21 protein-coding genes are annotated in these 20,311 nt (G+C 58.7%); 11 read left to right on the top strand and 10 right to left on the bottom strand.

Features of this window, described 5'->3' with window-relative positions; translation table 11 throughout:
- Window positions 1–33: 33 nt before the first annotated feature.
- The 9 genes from ACDI13_RS11860 to ACDI13_RS11900 all read right to left on the bottom strand — a co-directional run bounded on the left by ACDI13_RS11860 (window position 34) and on the right by ACDI13_RS11900 (window position 9,033).
- Window positions 34–804 (bottom strand): fumarylacetoacetate hydrolase family protein, encoded by a 771-nt coding sequence (locus ACDI13_RS11860; RefSeq protein ID WP_316990466.1) that lies wholly within the window; start codon window positions 802–804, stop codon window positions 34–36.
- 6 nt (window positions 805–810) lie between these two features.
- Window positions 811–1,476, bottom strand: a complete 666-nt coding sequence (locus ACDI13_RS11865; protein ID WP_009462753.1) for an aspartate/glutamate racemase family protein — start codon at window positions 1,474–1,476, stop codon at window positions 811–813.
- A gap of 7 nt (window positions 1,477–1,483) precedes the next feature.
- The gene (locus ACDI13_RS11870; protein WP_316990467.1) at window positions 1,484–2,122 is read right to left on the bottom strand and encodes a flavin reductase family protein; all 639 of its coding nucleotides are present in this window, start codon (window positions 2,120–2,122) and stop codon (window positions 1,484–1,486) included.
- A gap of 1 nt (window position 2,123) precedes the next feature.
- Entirely contained in the window at window positions 2,124–3,380 is a 1,257-nt protein-coding gene (locus ACDI13_RS11875; protein ID WP_316990468.1) for a Zn-dependent hydrolase, read from the bottom strand.
- The gene (locus ACDI13_RS11880; RefSeq protein WP_316990469.1) at window positions 3,377–4,744 is read right to left on the bottom strand and encodes an amidohydrolase family protein; all 1,368 of its coding nucleotides are present in this window, start codon (window positions 4,742–4,744) and stop codon (window positions 3,377–3,379) included. The genes ACDI13_RS11875 and ACDI13_RS11880 overlap by 4 nt, the downstream gene beginning before the upstream one ends.
- Window positions 4,745–4,866: 122 nt before the next feature.
- Window positions 4,867–6,375 (bottom strand): amidohydrolase family protein, encoded by a 1,509-nt coding sequence (locus tag ACDI13_RS11885; protein WP_316990470.1) that lies wholly within the window; start codon window positions 6,373–6,375, stop codon window positions 4,867–4,869.
- A gap of 2 nt (window positions 6,376–6,377) precedes the next feature.
- Window positions 6,378–7,196, bottom strand: a complete 819-nt coding sequence (locus ACDI13_RS11890) for an ABC transporter permease (protein WP_316990471.1) — start codon at window positions 7,194–7,196, stop codon at window positions 6,378–6,380.
- Window positions 7,196–7,957 (bottom strand): ABC transporter ATP-binding protein, encoded by a 762-nt coding sequence (locus ACDI13_RS11895; RefSeq protein WP_316990472.1) that lies wholly within the window; start codon window positions 7,955–7,957, stop codon window positions 7,196–7,198. Before ACDI13_RS11895 ends, ACDI13_RS11890 begins: the two co-directional genes overlap by 1 nt.
- A gap of 62 nt (window positions 7,958–8,019) precedes the next feature.
- Window positions 8,020–9,033, bottom strand: coding sequence for an ABC transporter substrate-binding protein (locus tag ACDI13_RS11900; protein WP_316990473.1), 1,014 nt, complete (start codon window positions 9,031–9,033; stop codon window positions 8,020–8,022).
- Window positions 9,034–9,183: 150 nt separating this feature from the next.
- On the opposite strand from ACDI13_RS11900, the gene ACDI13_RS11905 reads away from it, so the two are divergent.
- The 6 genes from ACDI13_RS11905 (at window position 9,184) to ACDI13_RS11930 (ending at window position 14,373) form a co-directional block, all read left to right on the top strand.
- A complete protein-coding gene (locus tag ACDI13_RS11905; protein WP_316990474.1) occupies window positions 9,184–10,092 on the top strand; it encodes a LysR substrate-binding domain-containing protein in 909 nt (302 codons plus the stop codon).
- 242 nt (window positions 10,093–10,334) lie between these two features.
- Window positions 10,335–11,273, top strand: coding sequence for an ABC transporter substrate-binding protein (locus tag ACDI13_RS11910; RefSeq protein WP_316990475.1), 939 nt, complete (start codon window positions 10,335–10,337; stop codon window positions 11,271–11,273).
- 87 nt (window positions 11,274–11,360) lie between these two features.
- Window positions 11,361–12,092 carry an amino acid ABC transporter ATP-binding protein gene (locus tag ACDI13_RS11915; RefSeq protein ID WP_316990476.1) on the top strand — a complete coding sequence of 244 codons (732 nt, stop codon included), beginning with the start codon at window positions 11,361–11,363 and terminating at the stop codon, window positions 12,090–12,092.
- 8 nt (window positions 12,093–12,100) lie between these two features.
- Complete coding sequence (locus tag ACDI13_RS11920) at window positions 12,101–12,772, top strand: amino acid ABC transporter permease (RefSeq protein WP_316990477.1); 672 nt, start codon at window positions 12,101–12,103, stop codon at window positions 12,770–12,772.
- 12 nt (window positions 12,773–12,784) lie between these two features.
- Complete coding sequence (locus ACDI13_RS11925) at window positions 12,785–13,453, top strand: amino acid ABC transporter permease (protein WP_316990478.1); 669 nt, start codon at window positions 12,785–12,787, stop codon at window positions 13,451–13,453.
- A 14-nt stretch (window positions 13,454–13,467) separates the two neighbouring features.
- Window positions 13,468–14,373 carry a dihydrodipicolinate synthase family protein gene (locus tag ACDI13_RS11930; protein WP_316990479.1) on the top strand — a complete coding sequence of 302 codons (906 nt, stop codon included), beginning with the start codon at window positions 13,468–13,470 and terminating at the stop codon, window positions 14,371–14,373.
- 72 nt (window positions 14,374–14,445) lie between these two features.
- Here the strand turns inward: ACDI13_RS11930 and ACDI13_RS11935 are convergent, their stop codons facing one another.
- Complete coding sequence (locus ACDI13_RS11935; protein ID WP_316990480.1) at window positions 14,446–14,691, bottom strand: hypothetical protein; 246 nt, start codon at window positions 14,689–14,691, stop codon at window positions 14,446–14,448.
- Window positions 14,692–15,402: 711 nt separating this feature from the next.
- On the opposite strand from ACDI13_RS11935, the gene ACDI13_RS11940 reads away from it, so the two are divergent.
- The 5 genes from ACDI13_RS11940 (at window position 15,403) to ACDI13_RS11960 (ending at window position 20,311) form a co-directional block, all read left to right on the top strand.
- On the top strand, window positions 15,403–15,960 hold the full coding sequence (locus ACDI13_RS11940; RefSeq protein ID WP_316990481.1) for a methylated-DNA--[protein]-cysteine S-methyltransferase: 558 nt from the start codon (window positions 15,403–15,405) through the stop codon (window positions 15,958–15,960).
- A 125-nt stretch (window positions 15,961–16,085) separates the two neighbouring features.
- Entirely contained in the window at window positions 16,086–17,576 is a 1,491-nt protein-coding gene (locus ACDI13_RS11945; protein ID WP_316990482.1) for an aldehyde dehydrogenase family protein, read from the top strand.
- A 114-nt stretch (window positions 17,577–17,690) separates the two neighbouring features.
- Window positions 17,691–18,563: a transporter gene (locus tag ACDI13_RS11950; RefSeq protein ID WP_316990483.1), complete on the top strand. Its 873-nt coding sequence runs from the start codon at window positions 17,691–17,693 to the stop codon at window positions 18,561–18,563.
- 31 nt (window positions 18,564–18,594) lie between these two features.
- Window positions 18,595–19,767, top strand: a complete 1,173-nt coding sequence (locus ACDI13_RS11955) for an amine dehydrogenase large subunit (protein ID WP_316990484.1) — start codon at window positions 18,595–18,597, stop codon at window positions 19,765–19,767.
- Window position 19,768: 1 nt separating this feature from the next.
- The gene (locus ACDI13_RS11960; protein WP_316990485.1) at window positions 19,769–20,311 is read left to right on the top strand and encodes a MauE/DoxX family redox-associated membrane protein; all 543 of its coding nucleotides are present in this window, start codon (window positions 19,769–19,771) and stop codon (window positions 20,309–20,311) included.

Raw genomic sequence — 20,311 nt, forward strand, 5'->3', positions numbered from 1 at the left:
GTAGCAACGTTCTTCCCGGTGTGAGCAAACCGCTTAGGCGCAGATAAAGTCCAGCTCGCCGATCCCTTGAATGGCGGCTTGAACACGGTTGCCGGGAGCGGCATACAGCATGGGCAGGCAGGAACCCGTAATGATGACCTGCCCTTTTTGTAGCCCACCAAGGTGGTGACTGCCGTGATTAGCCAGCCAGATCAGCAGTCGTGTCAGTTCGCCTGCGGGGTTCTGGTTCGGGCCTTGCAGCAGGGGCTGTTGGCCCACTTGCAGGCGCGCCCATTCAGGTTGCAGTAGTGCCATGTTCTGCGCGGCAATACCTTGCGCCTGGTAGACCAGCGCACCGTGGCTAGCCAGATCAGCCAAGGTGGATAGACGACCTACGGTGTCACGTTGCGCAAAACGCGATTCAACAATCTCTACCGCCACACAAACCTGGCTGATCGCCTGCCAGATTTGCTGCATGGAATAGGGGGCCTTACCGGGTGGCAAGTCCTGACCCAGAATCAGGCCGATTTCCACTTCTATACCGCGCAAGGACAGGTCTTTACCGGCGGGAATATCCGGGCTGGCGTAACGAAAACGCTGGGGCAGGGGGGCGCAGGTCGGCGGAGCCACGCTATTGGCCGCGCCGACTTTCCAGCCGCCTAGGGGGCCCAAGGTTTCCATTTGCGCAGCCTGGACGCGATAGGCCTGATCAAAAGACACAGGGCGTAGCGCCTCGGGCCAGTCCTCGATGGGGCGGTTCTCTTGGCGAGCCTGAAGCAGCCGCTGTGCGGTTGCCAGGCAGCCGGATTGCAGAGGGGCGTTCATCAAGGCTTACCAGCCTAACAAGCAACGGCCCAAGGCAACCGCAACGGTCGCCTGCGTGGGCTCCACGACAGCAATGCCCAAGGCCTGTTCCAGCGCCTCGCGCTGATTGGCCATACCAGCACAACCCAGCACTACAACATCGGCACCGTGCTCATCACGCAAACGCTGGCCAACTTCTGTCAGGCGTTGCAGGGCTTTTTTCTCGTCAGCCAGTTCCGACACGCCCATATTGATGGCCAGATCGGCTGCTAGACGATCCGTCACACCCATTGCGCCAAAGTAGCGCAGGTGACGCGGAATGGAAGCCTGCAAAATGGACAGTACGCCAAAGCGTTGACCCAACGACAAGGCGGTCAGCACGCCGGTTTCGGCAATACCCAATACGGGCACATCCACCGCTTCGCGCAAGGTGTACAGGCCGGGGTCGCTGAAGCAGGCCACTACATAAGCAGCGGCGTCTTCTTTGACGCTCAGGGCCTGGGCGCGCAGGTGGGGAATCAGGGTGTCAATATCGGTTTGGCTTTGTACACCCGCCGGGCCTTGAGGCAGGCGCAGGCAGGAAATAGCTGGGCCATCGGCCAGACGCAAGGGCTGGACAGCACGGTCCAGGCCATCCGTTACGATCTGGCTGGAATTGGGGTTCAGAACGTAGATATGAGGGCGACGGTTCATGATGTTTTTATGTTGGGGTGGGCGGTAGCCCGTTTGGGTGGCTTAGCTTTTCTGACTGAAAGCGACCTTGCAGGCCGACATACCAGTCCGAACCATGCAGGCGCCCTATCGGGTCGTAAGCGTCGATATCAATGCGCCCTTCAGGTGTCAGAATGGTGTCGTCACAATGCACATGCAGAATTTCGCCAATGACGATATGACGTAGCGGGCCCAGGTCGAGCACGGTGTGCAAGCGACACTCAAACTGCACCGGGCATTGGGCAATACGGGGCGGCTGCACTTGCACGCTGGGGGCCAGATCCAGGCCCGCTTGCAGGTGCTCGGCCTGCCCGGTCGGGTAAGCAATGCCGCAGATATTCATGGCGCGTGCCATCTTGGCGCTGATCAGGTTCACCACAAACTGGCCTGCGCTCAGAATGTTGCGGGTGGTGTCTTTCAGACCATCGGCAGAGTGCGCATCGTTTTCCAGGCCCAGTGCCAGTACGGCAGGCTCTGAACCCATCACATTGAAGAAACTGAACGGGGCCGTGTTCACGCGCCCCTGCTGGTCACAAGTCGTGACCAGGGCAATGGGGCGCGGCAACACGGTGTTGACCAACAAGCGGTAGCGTTCGCGTTCGCCAAGCTGATCACAGGACCAGTCCATGTCAGTGCCTCTGGTCCAACATGACAACGGTCTGATACAGAACCCGCGTACCGTCCAAAAGTTGCTCGGACGTAATGGATTCTTCGGGGCAATGGCTGCGACCATTCAGGCAGGGAATGAAGATCATGCCCATGGGGCCGCTGGGTGCCATGTAAACCGCATCGTGACCGGCTCCGCTAGGCATGACCATACTCGGGTATCCCAACGCACTGGCGGCCTGCTCGATAATGTTCATCACATCGGGCGTGCAGTCCGTGGGCTTGGCCAGACTGACTTGCGCCGCGTCCAGTCCCAGGCCCATGGCCTCGATCTCCGGGCGCAATTGGGCCAGCAATTCCTCGGTAAAGTTCTGCATCAGCTCCTGGCGGTCGCTGCGTACTTCCACCATCATTTCCACGCGTCCGGGAACGGCATTGGAGGCGTTGGGCGTCAGGTTCAGGTTGCCAATGGTGGCGACCAGATAGTCTGGCCCGCCCAGCGCACGGCGGGCCTTGCGGTCCACTGCACTGATGATCAGGCTGGCACCGACCAGGGCATCACGGCGTATGTCCATGGGTGTGGTGCCAGCATGGTCCGGACGACCCGTGATGATGATGCGGTGGCGGCAAATGCCCACAATATTGCTGACCACGCCGATAGGCAGATTGCGTGATTCCAGTACTGGCCCTTGTTCGATATGCAACTCGATAAAAGCGGCAGTATCGCCAGGGGCACGACGGGCCTGGGCCAGTTCCTGGGGGCGGCCACCGATGCGGGCAATGCCTTGCGCCAGTGTTTCGCCCTGTGGATTGCGTTCGGCCAGCATGGCCTCGGACAAGACCCCGCCCATGGCGCGGCTGCCTACGCAGGACACGCCATAGTCGCTCGGTTCTTCGGACAGAAAATCCACCACTTCAAAAGGATGATCCAGCGGGATGTTCTGCTCGTTCAGGCAACGGGCCACTTCCAGCCCGGCCAGTACGCCGATAATGCCGTCGTAGCGTCCGCCATACATCACGGTGTCGCAGTGCGAGCCAGTGGTAATCGGGGCCAGACCGGGCTTGCGCCCTTCGCGGCGACCAATCAGATTGCCTGCTGCATCCAGGCGTACGGTCAGGCCCGCTTCCTCGAACTGCTGCTGCAACCACTGACGCGACTGCAGAAACAGATCGGAGAAGGCGCGGCGTGTCCAGGGTTGGTCGGGCAGCGTGAACGCGGCCAGCTCCTGGGTGCTGCGCCACAGACGCTCCTGGTTCAACAAGGGCATGGCTAGACTCATGACAGTTCGCCTGCTTTGTGCGGGCGGATGAACTGGCCGTCGCCCGCCGCGTTACGCACGATTTTGCCGTCCCAGGCCAGTTGGCCGCGCACATAGGTGGCTTCCACCCGCACGTGGAACTCGCGGTCCTCGAAAGAGCTCCAGGTGACGGCGGACAGGCTGGTGGACGGGTCAAAGCGGTAGGTTTCGGGTTTGACGATCACGATGTCGGCGTCTGCTCCTACATTCAGCGAGCCCTTGCGGTGTTCCAGCAGGAAGTGTTGGGCAGGACCCCAGCACAGTTGCTTGACGACCATGGTGGGGGAAATGCCGTGCTCGGCGCAGCCGGTCCAGAAGGCAGGCAGCAGGGTTTCCAGACCAGGCCCCCCGGAGGAGTTCTGGAACACATTGTCAAACTGCTTGCGCTCCAGGCCCCAGCTCACGTGGTCGGAGGAGACGAAGGTACATTCGTCGTTGGCGATGTGAGTCCAGAGCAGATCCATTTCCGCCTTGGGGCGAATGGGTGGGTAGTGCTTGGTCTTGGCACCGAAACGGCGGGTGTGCTCTTCGTGGTTCAGCATCAGGTACTGCACGCAGGTTTCAATCGACGCCTTGTGCCCTGCTTGACGGTACATATTGCAGATTTCAAAACCGCGCGACAGGGACACGTGTACGGCGTGCGCACGGGCACAGGTCTGGGCACCGATTTCGTAAATGGCGCTGGTGGCCAGGTTTTCGATCAAAGGCGTGTGGGCGCGCAAGAATGCGTCCCAGCCTGTATCACCGGCCTCGACCATGCGCTTGATGTTCTTGCGGGTCAGCTCCTGGTCCTGGTTGTGGACACCGCAAGCCAGACCGGAGGGGGCGATCAGGCGGAAGGCTTCCATCAGGATGTCTTCTTCCACGCGCGGGAAACGGTTGGGACTGGCTTCAAAGGTAGAGAATTTGAAACCGCACACACCGCCTTCAATCAGGCCCGCTGCCGCTTCCAGACCGTGCTGGTCGTTCAATGTGCCGTAGCAGGCCACGTCCACGTGGCAATCGCTTTCAATGCGGGCAATCTTGTCGTCCAGTTGTGGGCGGGAGGCAACGGGTTCGGGATCGTCGTAAGGCATTTCCACCATGGTGGTCACGCCACCGGCGGCAGCCGCACGCGAGGCCCAGCCCAGCCCCTCCTGATTGGCCTGGCTGCCGGAGTGCACCTGGCCGTCCAGTACGCCAGGCATGACCCACATGCCACGCGCATCCACATGCTCATGGGCTGAAGGGGCCGCGCCCACACCGCGTGCGGCTACGCGGCCCTCGCGGACAGCAACCCAGCCATCAGTGATGATGCGGTCGCGCTCAACAATATTTCCTCGTACTACCAGATCGAAGTCGCTCATTCTCTTCCTCCTTGGATGGCTCGGACCCGCGCATGTTGCGTGTCCGTAATCGTGTTCGTTTCCATGATTGAAGCAAATCCAATCATGAATGTCGTATGCCTATTTATCGGTAAAACATAACGTCATGTTAAGTCTTGCCTGGAGTGCGCCCAGCGTTGCACGTGATAGCGGTCATGGCCCAGGCACAGGCAGAAAGAACCCACGGCCTTGGCCAGTTTTTCCGTGATATGGCGCTTGTCGTAGGTATGGCGTGTGATGCGTTCCTGGGCCTGCTCCACTTGCTGGCGCAGGCGCGGCATATTCACTTGGGTTAACTGTCGGTCGCGCACGGCAAACTGGCCGTCGACCATCACGTGGCGCAGCGCCAGACCGTCTTCCAGATGCACTAGCTGATTGACCGTGTTGTTATGCGGAATCCAGTTGATATGGGCCAGATCCAGGAACACGATGTCGGCCTTGCGACCCGGCTCCAGACGCCCTAACTGCTCGCCCATGCCCAGACAGCGGGCGCTGCCCTCAGTAGCGGCGTAGAGTGCTTGTTCGGTGGTGACCCAGCGTTCCGTATCCGGGCCGCGCACCTTGGACGAGAAGGAGGCCAGGCGCATGGCTTCGTACATGTTCTGGTTATCGCCGCTGTTCGAGCCGTCCGTGCCCAGACCCACGGTAATGCCGCGCTCCAGCATGGCGTTCACATCGGCAATCCCGTTACCTAAACGCATATTGCTGCCGGGGTTGTGGGCCACCATGGCACCGCGCACCGCCAGAATGTCCAGATCGCGCTCGTCCAGCCAGATGGCGTGCGCCAGGGTGAAACGGGGCGAGATCAGGCCCAGCTTGTCCAAATGCTGAACAATGGTGGTGCCATAACGCTTCATGCCGGTCAGGGCTTGCACATAGGATTCACCGACATGGCTGTGCAGGCCGATATTGCGCTCCGCACTGATTTCACCGCAGGTTTGCAGGAACTCGTCCGAGCACAGCATGGGAATGGTCGGGGCCAGGGCCACACGAATGCGCTCGGGGTTGCGCTGCTGGTCCAGAAAGTCCGTCAGGCCAGATAGCGTGGCCCGGAACGATTGCGGTGCCAGTTGGGCCACAAATTTTTGTAGCTCTTCTGGCAGGGCGTCGATCAGGCCGGGCACGGATTGGTAAAAGGACAGGTCCGCCATCATGGGGGCGACCGTGGCCCGCATACCCGCATCCACATAGGCCTGGGCGACGGCATTCATGCCTTCCGCTGTGGGGACGGGAACTTCGGAGTACAGGTCGTAGCTGGCGGTACAGCCTTTCAGCAGCATTTCTGCGGCATTGAGCTGAGTACTCAGGTACTTGTCTTCCAGATGACGGTCGCCATTGATCCAGGGGCCTGCTGTCAACAACAGTTCCAGTGACCAGCGATCCCCCATGGCCTTGGCGTAGGTGCCGTGGCCGTGGGTATGCGCATTGATCAGGCCGGGATGCAGCAGTTGGTCATCCGCTTGCACTACTGTGGCATCAGCAGGTGCGGGCAGGCCGGGCGGGCCCATGGTTTCGATCTCGCCAGTCTTGATCAGAATGTCTACAGGCTCGGCCTTGGCCTGGGCGTGGGCCAGCACCAGGCCCCCACGGATGACGGTATAAGGTGATGTCATGATCAGCTCCGATTGTCCTTGATCGCCCAAGGGAACAGGATGCGTTCGGCGGCAGAGATTACCTGGAAGAACACAATGCCCAGTACCGACAAGATGGCCATGGCGCCAAAGGCCACCGGCGTCTTGAAGAAGGCGGTAGAAGTGGTGATCAAGTAGCCCAGACCCTGGTCGGCCGCCACAAACTCACCGACCACCGCGCCGACCACGGACAAGGTGATGGCGACCTTCAGGCCCGAGAAAATAAAGGGCACGGCAAAGGGCAGGCGGATACGGAAGAATTCTTGCATGCGGGTGGCGCGGCAGGCACGGACCAGCTCGATCAGCTCGGGCGGGGCGGCCAGCAGGCCAGCGGTCATGGAGATCACCAGCGGGAAAAACGCGACCAGAAAGGTCACTACCACGCGTGGTAGCTCAGTAGGACCAAAGATAATGACAAGAATCGGGGCCAGGGCCACCTTGGGAATGGATTGAGTCAGAATCAGCAAGGGGTAGATGGCCTGTTCGAAAAAGCGCGAGTAGGTAATCAGCACGGCCAGCGGGAAACTCACCACAATGGACAGCAAAAAGCCCAGCATGATGGTGCGCGTGGACACCAGCGTGTGCATCAGCATGGCCTCTTTCATTTGCATGGAATCGGCCCAGATGCGTGAGGGGGCGGGCACCAGGTATTCAGGAATATCAAACAGGCGGCTGGCCAGCTCCCATAGAATGACCACGGCAATCAGGGTGAGGGCCGGGATGGTAATTTCATTGAAGTCGCGCAGACGCAGTCGGCGCTTACGCACGGGCGCGGCGGCCAGGGTTTGAGTTTGCTCGCTCATCAAGCCACCTCGTGTTGGAAAATAAGTTCACGCACGGCGGCGGCACAGTGCGTAAATTCCGGCGTACCCACCAGGGAAAAGTCGCGTTCGCGGGGCAGGTTTACATCCAGAATTTCGCTAATCTGGCCGGGGCGCGGCGACATCACCACAATGCGGTGACCCAGCATGACGGCTTCGGAAATCGAGTGCGTCACAAACACAATGGTTTTGGGGTCTTCGTACCAAAGGCGCAGCAGTTCCAGCGTCATGGTTTCGCGGGTCAGCGCGTCCAGAGCACCGAAAGGCTCATCCATCAGCACCACTTTGGGGTTGTGAACCAGTGCGCGGCAAATGGCCACGCGTTGCTGCATGCCACCGGACAATTGCTTGGGGTGATGATGCAGAAAATTGCCCAGACCGGCGGTGCTCAGCAGGCGCGTGGCGCGGCTGCGGGCCTGATCGTCCAGGCGGCCCATGATGCTGGACGGCAAGAGGGTGTTGTCCAGAATATTGGCCCAAGGCACCAGGGTGGGGGCCTGAAACACAATGCCGGTGTCCTGGCGAGGGTGGGCGACCACGTCATCATCAATACGGACAGTACCGCTTGTAGGCATCAATAAGCCCGCGATCAGACGCAGCAGGGTGGATTTCCCGCAGCCCGACGCGCCGACGATGGCGATGATTTCGTTGTCCTGGATGTCCAGATTGATTTGTTTCAGTGCCTGAGTCTCGCGCTCGGTATGACGACCGTAGATCAGATTCACGTCTTCAATGCGTATCACAATGCGCTCCTAGGCGCGCGCCGGCCCGCCTGGGGCAAGCCAGTGCGCGCGCGAAAATCAGCTCAGGGTTTGGCTGTGCCGTTGGCCTTGACGATGAACTGCGGGTCGTAGGCTTGGTGATAGTCCCAGGCCGGGTCCAGGCTCTGCGCTTCTGCAACCGCCTCGTAGGTGGTTTTCATGCGGTCTGCATCCAGGCTGCCCACTCCGTGCTCGGCACTGAAATCGGTGTAGATATAGCCCAGCACCGCGTTCAGATTGCCCATGCAGTCATCCAGATCAATTTCCGGATTGGCCTTGACGTGGGCCTGGCAAGCCGTGTCCGGGTCCTTGCGGGCGGCGTCCCAGGCTTCGATGGTGGCGTTCAGAAAGTTCTGCACCATCTGTGGGCGTTCGGCCAGCGTCTTGTCCGTGGTGAAAACGGACAGGGCGTAGATGTTGAAACCCTGATCGCTAAAGGGCAGCACCACGATTTCCTTGCCAAAACGCTGGGCCTGCTTGTTCTGGTAGTAGTAGTTGGTAGCCAGGAAAGGAGCGGCGTCCACTTTGCCATTGATCAGTAAGGGGGCCATGGAGGAACCATCTACGGTCACCCACTGAATCTTGTCGGGATCGGTATTGGCTTTGCGTGCCACCATGGGGAAGTAGAGCTTGTGGCTGTTGCCGGGTGAGACGGCAATTTTCTTGCCCTCCAGGCCGGAGAAGTTGGTGATACCCGAGTCCTTGAGCACAAACAGGGAATGGGCCGAGTGCGAGAAGGTGGACGCAATGGCCTTGACGGGAGTCTGGCTGTTCTGGCGCGAGGTCAGAATGGCAGAAATATCGGCCAGGCCAATGTCAGCGGCGCCACCGGCTACTTTCAGAACGGTGTCGCCCGAACCGGTGCCTCGGGTGATCTTCAGGTCTATGCCGTGTTTCTCGTAAATCCCGTTGGCAATACCCGAATAATAGGGGGCATAGTCGCCGGTGGGAATGAAGTCCAGCATCAGGTGAATGTTGTCAGCGGCGTGGGCGGTGGGCGCAGCAGCGGCCAGTCCCAGGCCCAGCACCGCAAGGGTGCGAGCAAGCAGGGTTTGCATGATTTTGTCTCCGTGTCGTAGTTATGAAGCCGCTCTTTAGGCCCGTTGCGCTCAAGGCGCGCCGGGATGGCAGCTTGAAAAAATTGAAACATAGGGAAATCAAAATGTCTTATGCTTATTTGTGCTCGAAACATAAGGCTACGTTAAGGGATGCTGCTCAATCTTCGTCAAATCGAGGTCTTTCGCGCCATCATGCTGACCGGCTCCATCAGCAAGGCGGCGCAGTTGCTGAACGTGTCGCAACCGGCCATCAGCCGCCTGCTTTCCTACACGGAATCGCGCATTGGTCTGGTGCTGTTCGAGCGCATCAAGGGGCGTCTGTACCCCACGCCGGAGGCGCGTCGGCTCTATCAGGAAGTGGAGCAAGTCCATAACAGTGTGCAGCGGGTTAACGAGGTGGCGACCGACTTGATCGAAAAGCGCCACGGCAGCTTGCACATTGCTGTCAGCCCCAGTTTGGGACAGACCTTGATTCCCATGGCGGTGACGCGTTTTCGCCAGGCCTTCCCGGATGTGAAGGTGTATGTGCGCACGCTGATCTCCAGTGATCTGGTGCAGGCTTTGGTCACGCAACAGGCCGAGGTGGGCGTCGCGATTGTGCCGCTGACGCATCCCAGCCTGCATGCCCAGTCCATTTACGAGAACCATCTGGTGGCGGTCCTGCCAGCCAGTCATCCTCTGGCCGACAAGCAGGAGCTGGATGCCAGCGATCTGGAAGGACTGGATTTGATTGGTTATGGCAATGACACCCCTTATGGGCAGATGGTGCAGCAGTTATTTGGTAACCGTCCGGGGGTGCCGCAACTGTCTGTAGAAGTGCGTCTGACGCACATTGCCTGTGCCATGGTGCAGGCCGGTGCCGGGATTGCGGTTGTGGACGAACTGGCCGTGGCAGGCCGGGTCTGGCCGGATGTAGTGGTACGTCCCATTAATCCCCGCACCACCATGCCCTTGCACATGCTGCACTCCAATGTGGTGCCAGTATCGCAGTTGGCACACGACTTCATGGAAGTGGTGATTTCCACGGCCTCCCGAGGCATGCGGGCAGGCTGGGCCTGATTGACTCACCAATACCCCCCGCGCTGCGCCTTCGCTTGACTGCCTCTTCAAAGGGGGGACTTACCCTTAGGGCGGGTCGGCGGGAAAACAAGCGGTGTTCGTGGAGTCCGCCGTGTACAGGGGGCACGGCAATTAGCTTAACGCTGTGTTATGAAGAGTTAATAAAAAAGCATATGACATCAAGGTTTTGCCACCCCTAGAATGAAAGCACTACAAACAGAAAATGATGGCAAGGAGACCTTATGCAAGGCGTAAACACTATCGCCGCGTTGGCTGCGGCTGTTTCTCGCAAAAACACCCTGTCCCGCTTGGGACGCGTTGGCAGCAAAGCAGGTTTGATGCTGGCAACCCTGGCTGCTGGATTGGCCTTGAGCCTGCCCGCTCATGCGGACAACCCCAATCAGGGCAAGATGTTCAAAGTGGCCGCGGATGTGGGTCTGGTGCCGTTTTTCATGCGCGGCACTGATGGCAAGATGGATGGCTTTTCCAACGACCTGACTCAGGAAGTGGCCCAGCGCATGGGGTATGACGGTGCCGAGGTCATTGACACCCCGTTTTCCGCTATTTTTGCAGGCTTGTTTTCTAGTCGCTACGACATGGTGGCCGCCCCCACCAACACCACGCGGGAACGTGCCGAGCAAATGCTGTTTGCCGAGCCGTACATGGCGGGTGGCCTGAGCTTTCTGGCTAAGAAAGGCGCTACCGTCAATGCGCTGGAAGATTTGAAGGGCAAGACCATTGCCGTCAATAATGGCAGTTTCTCGGACCGCTGGTTGCAGGACAACCAGGAAAAGTACGGCTACAAGATCCAGCGTTTCAACAAGAACACGGATGCGGTGCAGGCCGTGGCTATTGGTCGTGCCTTTGCCAATATGTCCGAAACCCCGTTGGCCCGCTACATCGCCACAAAAACCCCTGCATTGGCTCCGGTCTACGACATGACCACCGAGGCCAATTATGCTTTTGCATTTCGCAAGGACGACACGACCTTGCGCAATCGCGTGGATGAAGTGCTGGAGTGCATGAAGCAGGATGGCTCCCTGTCCAGGCTGCATATGAAATGGTTTGGGACGGAACCCACTGCGGGTACCGCCATGACGGTTGTTTTTCCCGGTTATGGTGCACCCGACTACCCTGGTTACGAGCCCACTGAGCACACCCCCGACTGCTCCCGTCCTTAATAGCGTCTTCGCGCTGTTTCTCTAGCTATACGGCCCCGCAGGGGCTGGTCTGTGCCTGCCCGACGGGCAGGCGGTCAAGGAGCGACCATGAGTGAAATTGTCCGCATCCAGGGCTTGCGCAAATCGTTTGGGCAGGCCGAGATTCTTAAAGGCATAGACCTGAGCGTCAACACCGGCGAAGTCGTCGTGATGATTGGCGGCTCGGGCTCGGGCAAAAGTACCTGTCTGCGCTGCATCAACCGTTTGGAAACCCCTACCAGCGGCACGATTGTGGTGGCAGACAGCGATGTGACCTGCCCGCGCACTGATTTGAACCAGGTGCGCCAGAACATAGGCATGGTGTTTCAGGGCATACACCTGTACCCCCATATGACGGCGCTGGGCAATGTGATGCTGGCGCTGCGCAAGGTGAAAAAAGTGCCCAAGGTGCAGGCCGAAGAGCAGGCTCGCCATCACCTGGAACAAGTGGGTCTGGCCGAGCGTATCGAACACTATCCCAGTCAGTTGTCCGGTGGCCAGCAGCAGCGTGTGGGCATTGCCCGTGCCCTGGCGCTGGAGCCCAAAGTCATGCTGTTTGATGAACCGACCTCGGGCCTGGATCCCGAGCTGGTTGGTGAAGTGTTGAACGTCATGAAACGTACCCGTGATGCGGGTATGACCATGGTGATTGTCACGCACGAAATGCAGTTTGCCCGTGAAGTGGGGGATCGTATTGTGTTCATGGACCAGGGCGTGATTCTGGACCAGGGCAGCCCCGATGAAATTCTGTGTAAGCCGCGTCACAAGCGGATTCAGGATTTTCTGAGCCGCATGAACTGAGGTCGGCCATGGATCAGATTGTTTATTACTTCTTTAACTGGACGCTGATCAGCCCCCATCTGCCCGAGATCATGCAGGGCTTTTGGGTCACGCTGCAAATGGCTGTGATGACCGTGATTCTGGGCACCGTCCTGGGTCTGGGCTTGGCTGTGCTGCGCTGCTATGGATGGCGTCCCGTCAATATTCTGATGACGCTGTATGTGGACATATTCCGTGCGATTCCGCAGTTGGTCATTATTGTGCTGGTCTTTTTTGCCTTGCCTTCGTTGGGTATTGTGATTGATCCGATACCGGCGACTGTCTTGGCCTTGAGCTTGGTGCTGTCTGCTTTTGCCGAAGAAATCTTCTGGTCCGGCATTGCGGCGGTGCCGACAGGGCAATGGGAAGCGGGTCGCTCCACCGGCATGGGTTTCAGCCAGACGCTGTTTGCCATCATCCTGCCGCAAGCCGTGCGCCTGGCGATTCCACCGCTGACCAATCGCGCCATCGGGATTACCAAAGGCACCACGCTGGGCTCAGTCATTGCCGTGCCCGAGTTGCTTAACGTGTCCAGCAATATCCAGTCCAACATTGCCAACCCCACTGCCTTTACAGCCGGGGCCATTTTGTTCTGCCTGATTTTCTTTCCCTTCGTTCATCTGACGAGGGTGCTGGAACGGCGCTATGCGATCAAGTCGTAGGAGGGACGCGCTATGGAATTGATCGATACGTTTCTGAACCCGAAGATTATTGCCGCCAGTTGGCCGCTGCTGATGCAGGGCCTGTGGCTGACGGTCAAGCTCGCCCTCATCATTGTGCCGCTGGCAGCCCTGCTGGGCCTGATCATTGCCTGCCTGCATTACCAGCAGCATCGCTGGCTGAACCGGCTGATCCTGCTGTATGTGGATTTCTTCCGGGCTTTCCCGCCTTTGGTGCTGCTGATCTTCATTTACTACGGCCTGCCGTTCCTGGGCCTGCCCCTGAATGAGTTTTCAGCCACGGTGCTGGCGCTGGTTCTGAACAGCAGTGGCTACTTCGCGGAGATTTTCCGCGCCGGGCTGGAGTCGGTGTCCCCTGGTCAGAACGAGGCGGCGCGCTCGACCGGCTTGAACGCCCGTCAGGCCATGGCTTATGTGGTCGTGCCTCAGGGGGTGCGCAATGTGATTCCGGATCTGGCAAGCAACACCTTGGAAGCCATCAAGCAGACCTCGATTGCCTCGGCTGTGGCCTTGCCCGAGCTGCTGCGTTCGGCCCAGATCATGCAGGGCGAGACCTATAGCCAGACACCGTTGGTGGCCGCTGCACTGATTTACTTCATTCTTCTGTGGCCCTTGGTACGCATGATTTCGCGTATGCAAAAGCCGTTTGTTGTTCCACGTTGAGCCTAAGCGTAACTATGAAAAATAAAGGTGTCTTTTCCATTTGCCCCACCCCCTTCAAACCGGGTGGTGAGCTGGATTTGCAAAGCCTGGTCAGTCTGGTGAACTTCCAGCTGGAAGCCGGTATTCACGGGCTGGCGATTTTGGGGGTGATGGGGGAGCTGCACAAGCTCAGTACCTTTGAGCGTCGGCGTGTCATTGAAACGGTGGTGGCCGCGGTGCGCGGCGCGGTGCCGGTGTGGGTGGGTGTGCGCGCCTTGGGTACGGCAGCCGCAGTGGAGCAGGCTCGTAGTGCCGAGGACTTGGGCGCGGATGCGATTTTTGTCGCCCCCTTGGCCGGGGCAGACGACGAGATGCAGGTGTCCTACTACCGTCAGATCGTGCAGGTGGTCCGTATCCCGGTAGTGATTCATGACTTCCCGGAACTGTTTGCTGCCCGTATCAGCCCCGCCTTGGCCGTGCGCCTGAAGGGTGAAGCAGGCGTGTCCATTTTGAACTCCGAGGATCCGCCGGTTGGTCAAAAAATTACCGCCGTGCGGGGTTTGTCGGGTGATGCCTTGCCGATCTTGAGTGGCTTGGGTGGCATGCACTTTCTGGAAGAGCTGCAACGGGGGGCGGATGGTGTGGTCACGGGCTTCTCCTTCCCGGAAATTTTGCTCAAGGTCTATGCCTTGCATCGTCAGGGCGAGCAGGAAGAAGCCGCCCGCGTGTTTGACCGTTACTGCTCCTTGATCCGTTACGAGTTTCAGCCGCTGGTAGCCTTGGCGCTGCGCAAGTATTCCTATATGCGCCGTGGCATCATCGCCTGCGATGCGACGCGCGATCCGGCCACGGCGCTGGACCATATCAGCCGGGATGAGTTTGAGGCTGTGGTGCGCCGAGTGGGTCTGGATTTGTCCGCCAAGGGTGTACAGACCGTTTAAACTTTGCTGTTCTCGAGTAACTGCTGCATTTGTTGGATTTGCCGGGTAAATAACGTCTGGGGGGCCCCGGCGTTATTTACCCGGTTTTTTTGCTTGCGCTTCTTCTTCTTCTTCTTCTTCTTCTTCTTCTTCTTCTTCTTCTTCTTCTTCTTCTTCAGTTTCCTGAGAGTTGGAGAGTGGCGCTGCTTGTGTGCAGAGCAGGAGATTTGTGGGACAAGGAGCGCAGAGAGCCTGCATGTTTAGATAGTGTTTCGTGGAAACGCCTGTCTGGGCCGGGGGGCCGTTCTCCGGGCTTGGCTCCTTGTCGGTGCTGCGCACCGGTACCCGGTCAGGCTTGCTATTCGGGCGCGCCCTGAACTCGCGAAAGTGCCTTGTCCACAGGACAAGGCACAAGCATTTCGCTCAAACAGCAGGGTGCTTGTACCCCGAATAGCAAGCCCGCCTGCGGCAAGAAGCCTGAATCGCCCAGAGGACGGCCCCCCGGCCCAGACCGGCTCACAATGACTATCAATATGAGCCCTTCCTCCTTTTGGAGCCTGGCGGTATGTGGCTCTTCGGGCTGCTGTCGCGGTGTGAGGGACTTGAGGGGGGCGAGGTTTGCGTGTGGATCGTGGCTCTCAAGAGTTAGCGGTGGGTGTGGGGGGCGCAAAAATAGGAGCCAAGCACTAACTATTGAGTGCCAGGCACTTCATGGGAGCATGAACCTTGCTCAGGATATCCCGCTCAACAAAATGTTGTGCGTAATCGGGAGCTTGTCGTGCGTCTTTGACGCCAAAGCCAATGCGCTTGTCACGGTGATTGTTGTTGTCTCAGTCTCTTGTTCTTTTAGGTTTTCTTGCTCACTCAGGCGCTTTTATAGGCGCATAAGGAGTTGGTACAAGGACGAGAGGCGCTGCGGCCAGGCGGCTTTGGGCTGAAAAGCCTGTGACCAGGAGCTGGCCTCTAGCCTGCCTGGGTGTTGCCAGAGTTTTTGAAGTGGCTAGAGTCGCGCAGTATGATCAGACATTCTGCCCTTGGATCGGGATTGCCATGTTTGCCTATGTCGGGCTGCGTACTGCCTGCTTTGATACGCCTTTAGGGGCGATGCGTCTGTTGGTGGACGCTCAAGGAGCTTTGCTGCGTCTGGACTTCGAGGAAGAGACCGTACATGGCCTGACACCGGAGCAATTGGCCGGTCTGATCTCCGAACCGGCTTTGGCCGAGCCTGTGCAGACTCAACTGGACGCGTATTTTGCTGGCAAGCTGCAGCAGTTTGACCTGCCTTTCAGCCTGCAAGGGACCGAGTTTCAGCAGCAGGTCTGGCAGGCTTTGATGACCATTCCTTATGGTCAGACCTGGACCTATGGCCAGATGGCCGAACATCTGGGCCGACCCAAAGCGGTGCGCGCCGTTGGTCAGGCCTGCGGCTTAAATCCCATCAGTATCATCGTGCCTTGCCATCGTGTGCAGGGTGCCAATGGCATGTTGACTGGCTTTAGCTCCGGCCTGCACCGTAAAGCCAGCTTGCTGGACTTTGAGCGCCGCGTGTATTTGACCGGTGAGGGTGACTTTCAACTCAGCATGCCCGCCCAGCTCGATTTGTTCTAACGCAGGACAGGGCTCACTCCGTACCCAAATCAACAAGCCCCCGTGCACAGAATCACAAGTCCGGGCTTGTCCTCGTCCCTATACTGAATTCCTTAAGAATCAACTATTCCGTGTGGAGACAGACTATGGGGCAGGACGTACAAGCCGAGCGCAAGGCGATTCGCGAACACATGATTATTGACGGCAAACCCGTCACTGAATCTCAAGGACCCATGATTCCCGTTTACGATCCCGCAACGGGGCAAGTGATTGCGCATCAGCCCGAGGCCGGTGCTCAAGGCGTGGATCTGGCTGTGCGTGCTGCGCGCCAGGCTCTGGAGCAGGGCGAATGGGCTCAGATGTTGCCCGCTCAGCGCGAGCGCCTCTTGTTGCGTTTGGCCGATTTGATTGAATCCCACGCGGACGAGCTGGCTCGTCTGGAAACCCTGAACAACGGCAAGCTGCTGTTCTTCTCCTACGGCCTGGAAGTGGCTGCCAGCGCACAATGGCTGCGCTACATGGCTGGCTGGGCCACCAAGATGAATGGCGAATTGCTCTCGCCTTCCATCGGCTTTCCTCCCGGCGTGAAATACCACGCTTACACCCGCCAGGAACCGGTTGGTGTTGTGGGTGCGATCGTGCCCTGGAACTTCCCGTTGCTGATGGCGGTGTGGAAGATTGCGCCTGCCATGGCTGCCGGTTGTACCGTGGTTCTGAAGCCTGCTGAAGAGACCCCGCTGACCGCCATTCGTCTGGCCGAGCTGGCTCTGGAAGCCGGTTTCCCCGTCGGTGTGATCAACGTGATCACGGGTCGTGGCGAAAGCACGGGTGCGGCTTTGACGGCTCACCCTGGCGTGAACAAGATTTCCTTTACCGGCTCTACGGAAGTGGGCAAGTTGATTGGTCATCAAGCCATCAACGACATGAAGCGCATGTCCCTGGAGCTGGGCGGCAAGTCCCCTGTGGTCATCATGGATGATTGCGATGTGGACATGGCCATTCAAGGTGCGGCCAACGCCATCTTCTTTAACCAGGGGCAAGTGTGTACCGCTGGTTCGCGTCTGTTTGTCCAAAAAGGCATTTACGAGCGCGTGGTGCAGGGCGTGGCTGATTTGGCTTCCTCCATGACACTGGGCTCGGGCTTTGAACAATCTACCCAGATTGCTCCGCTGATCTCGGCACGCCATCAGCAGCGCGTGCAGAACTACATTGATGTGGGTCGCCAGCAAGGCGGTCGCATGTTGGCAGGCGAGGGCGCATGCCCCGAGCAAGGCTACTTTGTACGCCCCACCGTGTTTGCCGACGTGGCACCGGATGCGCGCATCATGCGTGAAGAAATTTTTGGCCCCGTGGTGGTGGCGACGCCGTTTGACACCGAGGCGCAGGCATTGGTCTTGGCCAACGATACAGACTTTGGCCTGGGCGCCAGCGTCTGGAGTCAGGACCTGGCACGCGTACAGCGCTTGACCGCTGGCATCAAGGCCGGAACCGTGTGGGTCAACACCCACAACATGCTGGACCCCAGCATGCCTTTTGGTGGCTACAAGCAGTCCGGCCTGGGTCGGGAACATGGGCGTGCGGCGGTAGAGGCTTATCTGGAGACCAAATCGGTCTGCATGGCCTACCCGGCAGCCTAACAAGAACCGGGGCAAGACCTTGAGGCAAGCATGAAAAGGTCTTGAGCCGGTTCGGTATACGGGCGCGAACACAATAACGATATCGTTCGCGCCTTCTTCGAGGAGACAACAATAATGTATGCAATTTTGCAGCGAACCGCGCTGGCCTTGGCCTTGAGCGGCGTCAGTGCCGGACTTGCCCATGCGGGCGACCCCAGTGCTCGGGACTGGATACCCGCGCCGGTGGGCACCAATGTCGTGGCGGTCTACATGATGGGCCTGAAGTCGCATGGTTTTTATGATCAGGGTTCACGCATTGGCGACAGCCCCAAGCTGAATGTGCAAGGCATGATTTACCGCCAGATGCACTTTCGTGAGCTGGCCGGAAAGACAGTGCAGTACGAGCTGATCGTGCCCGGTTTTCGCAACAAGCTGGATATTCCAGGGCAAGACCGTGATCGCATGACCGGGATTGGCGATGTGACCGCTGGTGCTGCCGTGTGGCTGCATAACGATCCGGAAAACCGTTTCTGGTTTGCCTGGGAGCCTTTCATTACTGCACCGACTGGTCGCTATCACGGCTCACACGCGGACGTGTCCTCCGGCAAGAATCGTTGGAGCACCATTCAGGACTTTGCGATTGTGAAAGGCTTTGGCGAATCATCCTTTGTGGAGGGCGTGGCGGAGTTCGAGTTCTTTGGCAATAACAAGAACTACTACGGCCAGACCCTGAAAAAAGACACGGCAATCCGCCTGATGGCTCTGGTGTCCACCAACCTGACTGAAAAGACGTATGTAGGCATGCGCTATCGCTATGAAACCGGCGGTCGCGAAAAGGTCAATGGCGAAACCACGGTGACGCGGGCGCGTAACCATCAACTGGCTGCCGAAATTACCCATCAGCTGACCGATGCCCACCAGGTGCAATTGCAGTACATCCATGATTTGAAAGTCGAGAATGGCCCGCGCATGCGCGGCCTGCAATTCCGTTATGCCTATGCGTTCTGACAGCGTGGACGCCTATGAGGAGAGACATCCAATGAAGTCTAAATTTAAAGTATCGACCACCGCCGCATTGCTGGGCTTGATGGTGCTGGCCGGTGGAGCGCAAGCCCAGGATAAACCGCGTGAAGTCCTGACAGGCGGACACAGTGTGTCGGCCCCCCAGGAAAACCGTATCTATGTCATGGACTCGGTATTCAACCACCTGACCGAAAGCCGCGTGCATGTGTACGACTACACCAACGGCAAATTCCTGGGCATGGTGCCCACGGCCTTCAACGGCCACGTGCAGTTGTCCAACGACGGCAAGAAAATCTACACCATGACAACCTACCACGAGCGTATTACCCGGGGTAAGCGTTCGGATGTGGTGGAAGTGTGGGATGCCGACAAGCTGACCTTTGAACAAGAAATTTCCCTGCCACCCAAGCGCGTGCAAGGTCTGAACTATGACGGTCTGTTCCGTCAGACCACGGACGGCAAGTTCATCGTGCTGCAAAACGCCTCGCCAGCGACCTCCATCGGGATTGTGGACGTGGCCAAGGGCGACTATGTGGAAGATGTCACGGCTGCAGCCGGTTGCTGGAGCGTGATTCCCCAGCCCAATCGCCCACGCAGCTTCATGACCATTTGTGGTGATGGTGGTTTGTTGACTATCAATCTGGGTGAAGACGGCAAGGTGGCCAGCCAGTCGCGCAGCAAGCAGATGTTCTCCGTGAAGGACGATCCGATCTTTATCGCTCCCGCCCTGGACAAGGACAAGGCTCACTTCGTGTCCTACTACGGCAATGTCTACAGTGCGGATTTCAGCGGTGATGAGGTCAAGGTCGACGGCCCCTGGTCCCTGCTGAACGACGAGGACAAGGCCAAGAACTGGGTGCCCGGTGGCTACAACCTGGTGGGTCTGCATCGCGCCAGCGGTCGCATGTACGTGTTCATGCATCCCGATGGCAAGGAAGGCACTCACAAGTTCCCTGCTGCCGAGATCTGGGTCATGGATACCAAGACCCAAAAACGCCTAGCCCGTATCCCCGGACGTGATGCCTTGTCCATGACCATTGATCAGCAACGCAATCTGTTGCTGACACTGGACGGTGGCAATGTGAATGTCTACGACATCAGCCAGCCTGAACCCAAGTTGTTGCGCACGATCGAAGGCGCGGCAGAAGCCTCTCTGCAGGTTCAGTTCCATCCAGTTGGGGGTGTCTGAAATGGACCCGATCCTGACCTATGCCAGCGTGGCCTGCTTGGCCGTGCTGATGGGACTGGGGGCGCTGGACAAGCTGCGTCACTTCAGCCTGTTCGAGGCAGCCGTTGGCGGCTATCGATTGTTGCCAGAGGTATTGTTGCGACCGTTCAGCGTGCTGTTTGTCGCCGCCGAGGCCTTGAGTGCGCCTTTGCTGCTGTGGCCAGCCAGTCGTTCGTTGGGGGCGGTTCTGGCCTTGTGCGTCCTGTTGGTCGCCACCAGTGGCATCGTGATGAACCTGTTGCGTGGCCGCCGCGATGTGGATTGCGGCTGCTCGGGGCTGGGGGAGTCTTCCGGTGGTCTGTCCTGGTGGCTGGTGGCTCGCAATGCCTTGCTGGCTACGTTGGCTGTGGCCAGCGGTGACTGGGCCATCAGCCGTGCCCGTGAACTGGTCTGGGTGGATGGTTTGACCTTCTTCGGTGCCACCTTGGCCTTGCTGGGTCTGTACTACGCGGCCAACCAACTGATCGAAGCCCATCTGAAATTCCAGAAAATGCAGAATTCCTAG

This window comes from Alcaligenes faecalis (assembly GCF_041521385.1).
GTDB lineage: Bacteria > Pseudomonadota > Gammaproteobacteria > Burkholderiales > Burkholderiaceae_B > Alcaligenes > Alcaligenes faecalis_E.

Coding starts and splice junctions, on each gene's coding strand:
- ACDI13_RS11860 (WP_316990466.1), bottom strand. CDS start 804: ATGAACGCCCCTCTGCAATCCGGCTGCCTGGCAACCGCACAGCGGCTG.
- ACDI13_RS11865 (WP_009462753.1), bottom strand. CDS start 1,476: ATGAACCGTCGCCCTCATATCTACGTTCTGAACCCCAATTCCAGCCAG.
- ACDI13_RS11870 (WP_316990467.1), bottom strand. CDS start 2,122: ATGGACTGGTCCTGTGATCAGCTTGGCGAACGCGAACGCTACCGCTTG.
- ACDI13_RS11875 (WP_316990468.1), bottom strand. CDS start 3,380: ATGAGTCTAGCCATGCCCTTGTTGAACCAGGAGCGTCTGTGGCGCAGC.
- ACDI13_RS11880 (WP_316990469.1), bottom strand. CDS start 4,744: ATGAGCGACTTCGATCTGGTAGTACGAGGAAATATTGTTGAGCGCGAC.
- ACDI13_RS11885 (WP_316990470.1), bottom strand. CDS start 6,375: ATGACATCACCTTATACCGTCATCCGTGGGGGCCTGGTGCTGGCCCAC.
- ACDI13_RS11890 (WP_316990471.1), bottom strand. CDS start 7,196: ATGAGCGAGCAAACTCAAACCCTGGCCGCCGCGCCCGTGCGTAAGCGC.
- ACDI13_RS11900 (WP_316990473.1), bottom strand. CDS start 9,033: ATGCAAACCCTGCTTGCTCGCACCCTTGCGGTGCTGGGCCTGGGACTG.
- ACDI13_RS11905 (WP_316990474.1), top strand. CDS start 9,184: ATGCTGCTCAATCTTCGTCAAATCGAGGTCTTTCGCGCCATCATGCTG.
- ACDI13_RS11910 (WP_316990475.1), top strand. CDS start 10,335: ATGCAAGGCGTAAACACTATCGCCGCGTTGGCTGCGGCTGTTTCTCGC.
- ACDI13_RS11915 (WP_316990476.1), top strand. CDS start 11,361: ATGAGTGAAATTGTCCGCATCCAGGGCTTGCGCAAATCGTTTGGGCAG.
- ACDI13_RS11920 (WP_316990477.1), top strand. CDS start 12,101: ATGGATCAGATTGTTTATTACTTCTTTAACTGGACGCTGATCAGCCCC.
- ACDI13_RS11925 (WP_316990478.1), top strand. CDS start 12,785: ATGGAATTGATCGATACGTTTCTGAACCCGAAGATTATTGCCGCCAGT.
- ACDI13_RS11930 (WP_316990479.1), top strand. CDS start 13,468: ATGAAAAATAAAGGTGTCTTTTCCATTTGCCCCACCCCCTTCAAACCG.
- ACDI13_RS11940 (WP_316990481.1), top strand. CDS start 15,403: ATGTTTGCCTATGTCGGGCTGCGTACTGCCTGCTTTGATACGCCTTTA.
- ACDI13_RS11945 (WP_316990482.1), top strand. CDS start 16,086: ATGGGGCAGGACGTACAAGCCGAGCGCAAGGCGATTCGCGAACACATG.
- ACDI13_RS11950 (WP_316990483.1), top strand. CDS start 17,691: ATGTATGCAATTTTGCAGCGAACCGCGCTGGCCTTGGCCTTGAGCGGC.
- ACDI13_RS11955 (WP_316990484.1), top strand. CDS start 18,595: ATGAAGTCTAAATTTAAAGTATCGACCACCGCCGCATTGCTGGGCTTG.
- ACDI13_RS11960 (WP_316990485.1), top strand. CDS start 19,769: ATGGACCCGATCCTGACCTATGCCAGCGTGGCCTGCTTGGCCGTGCTG.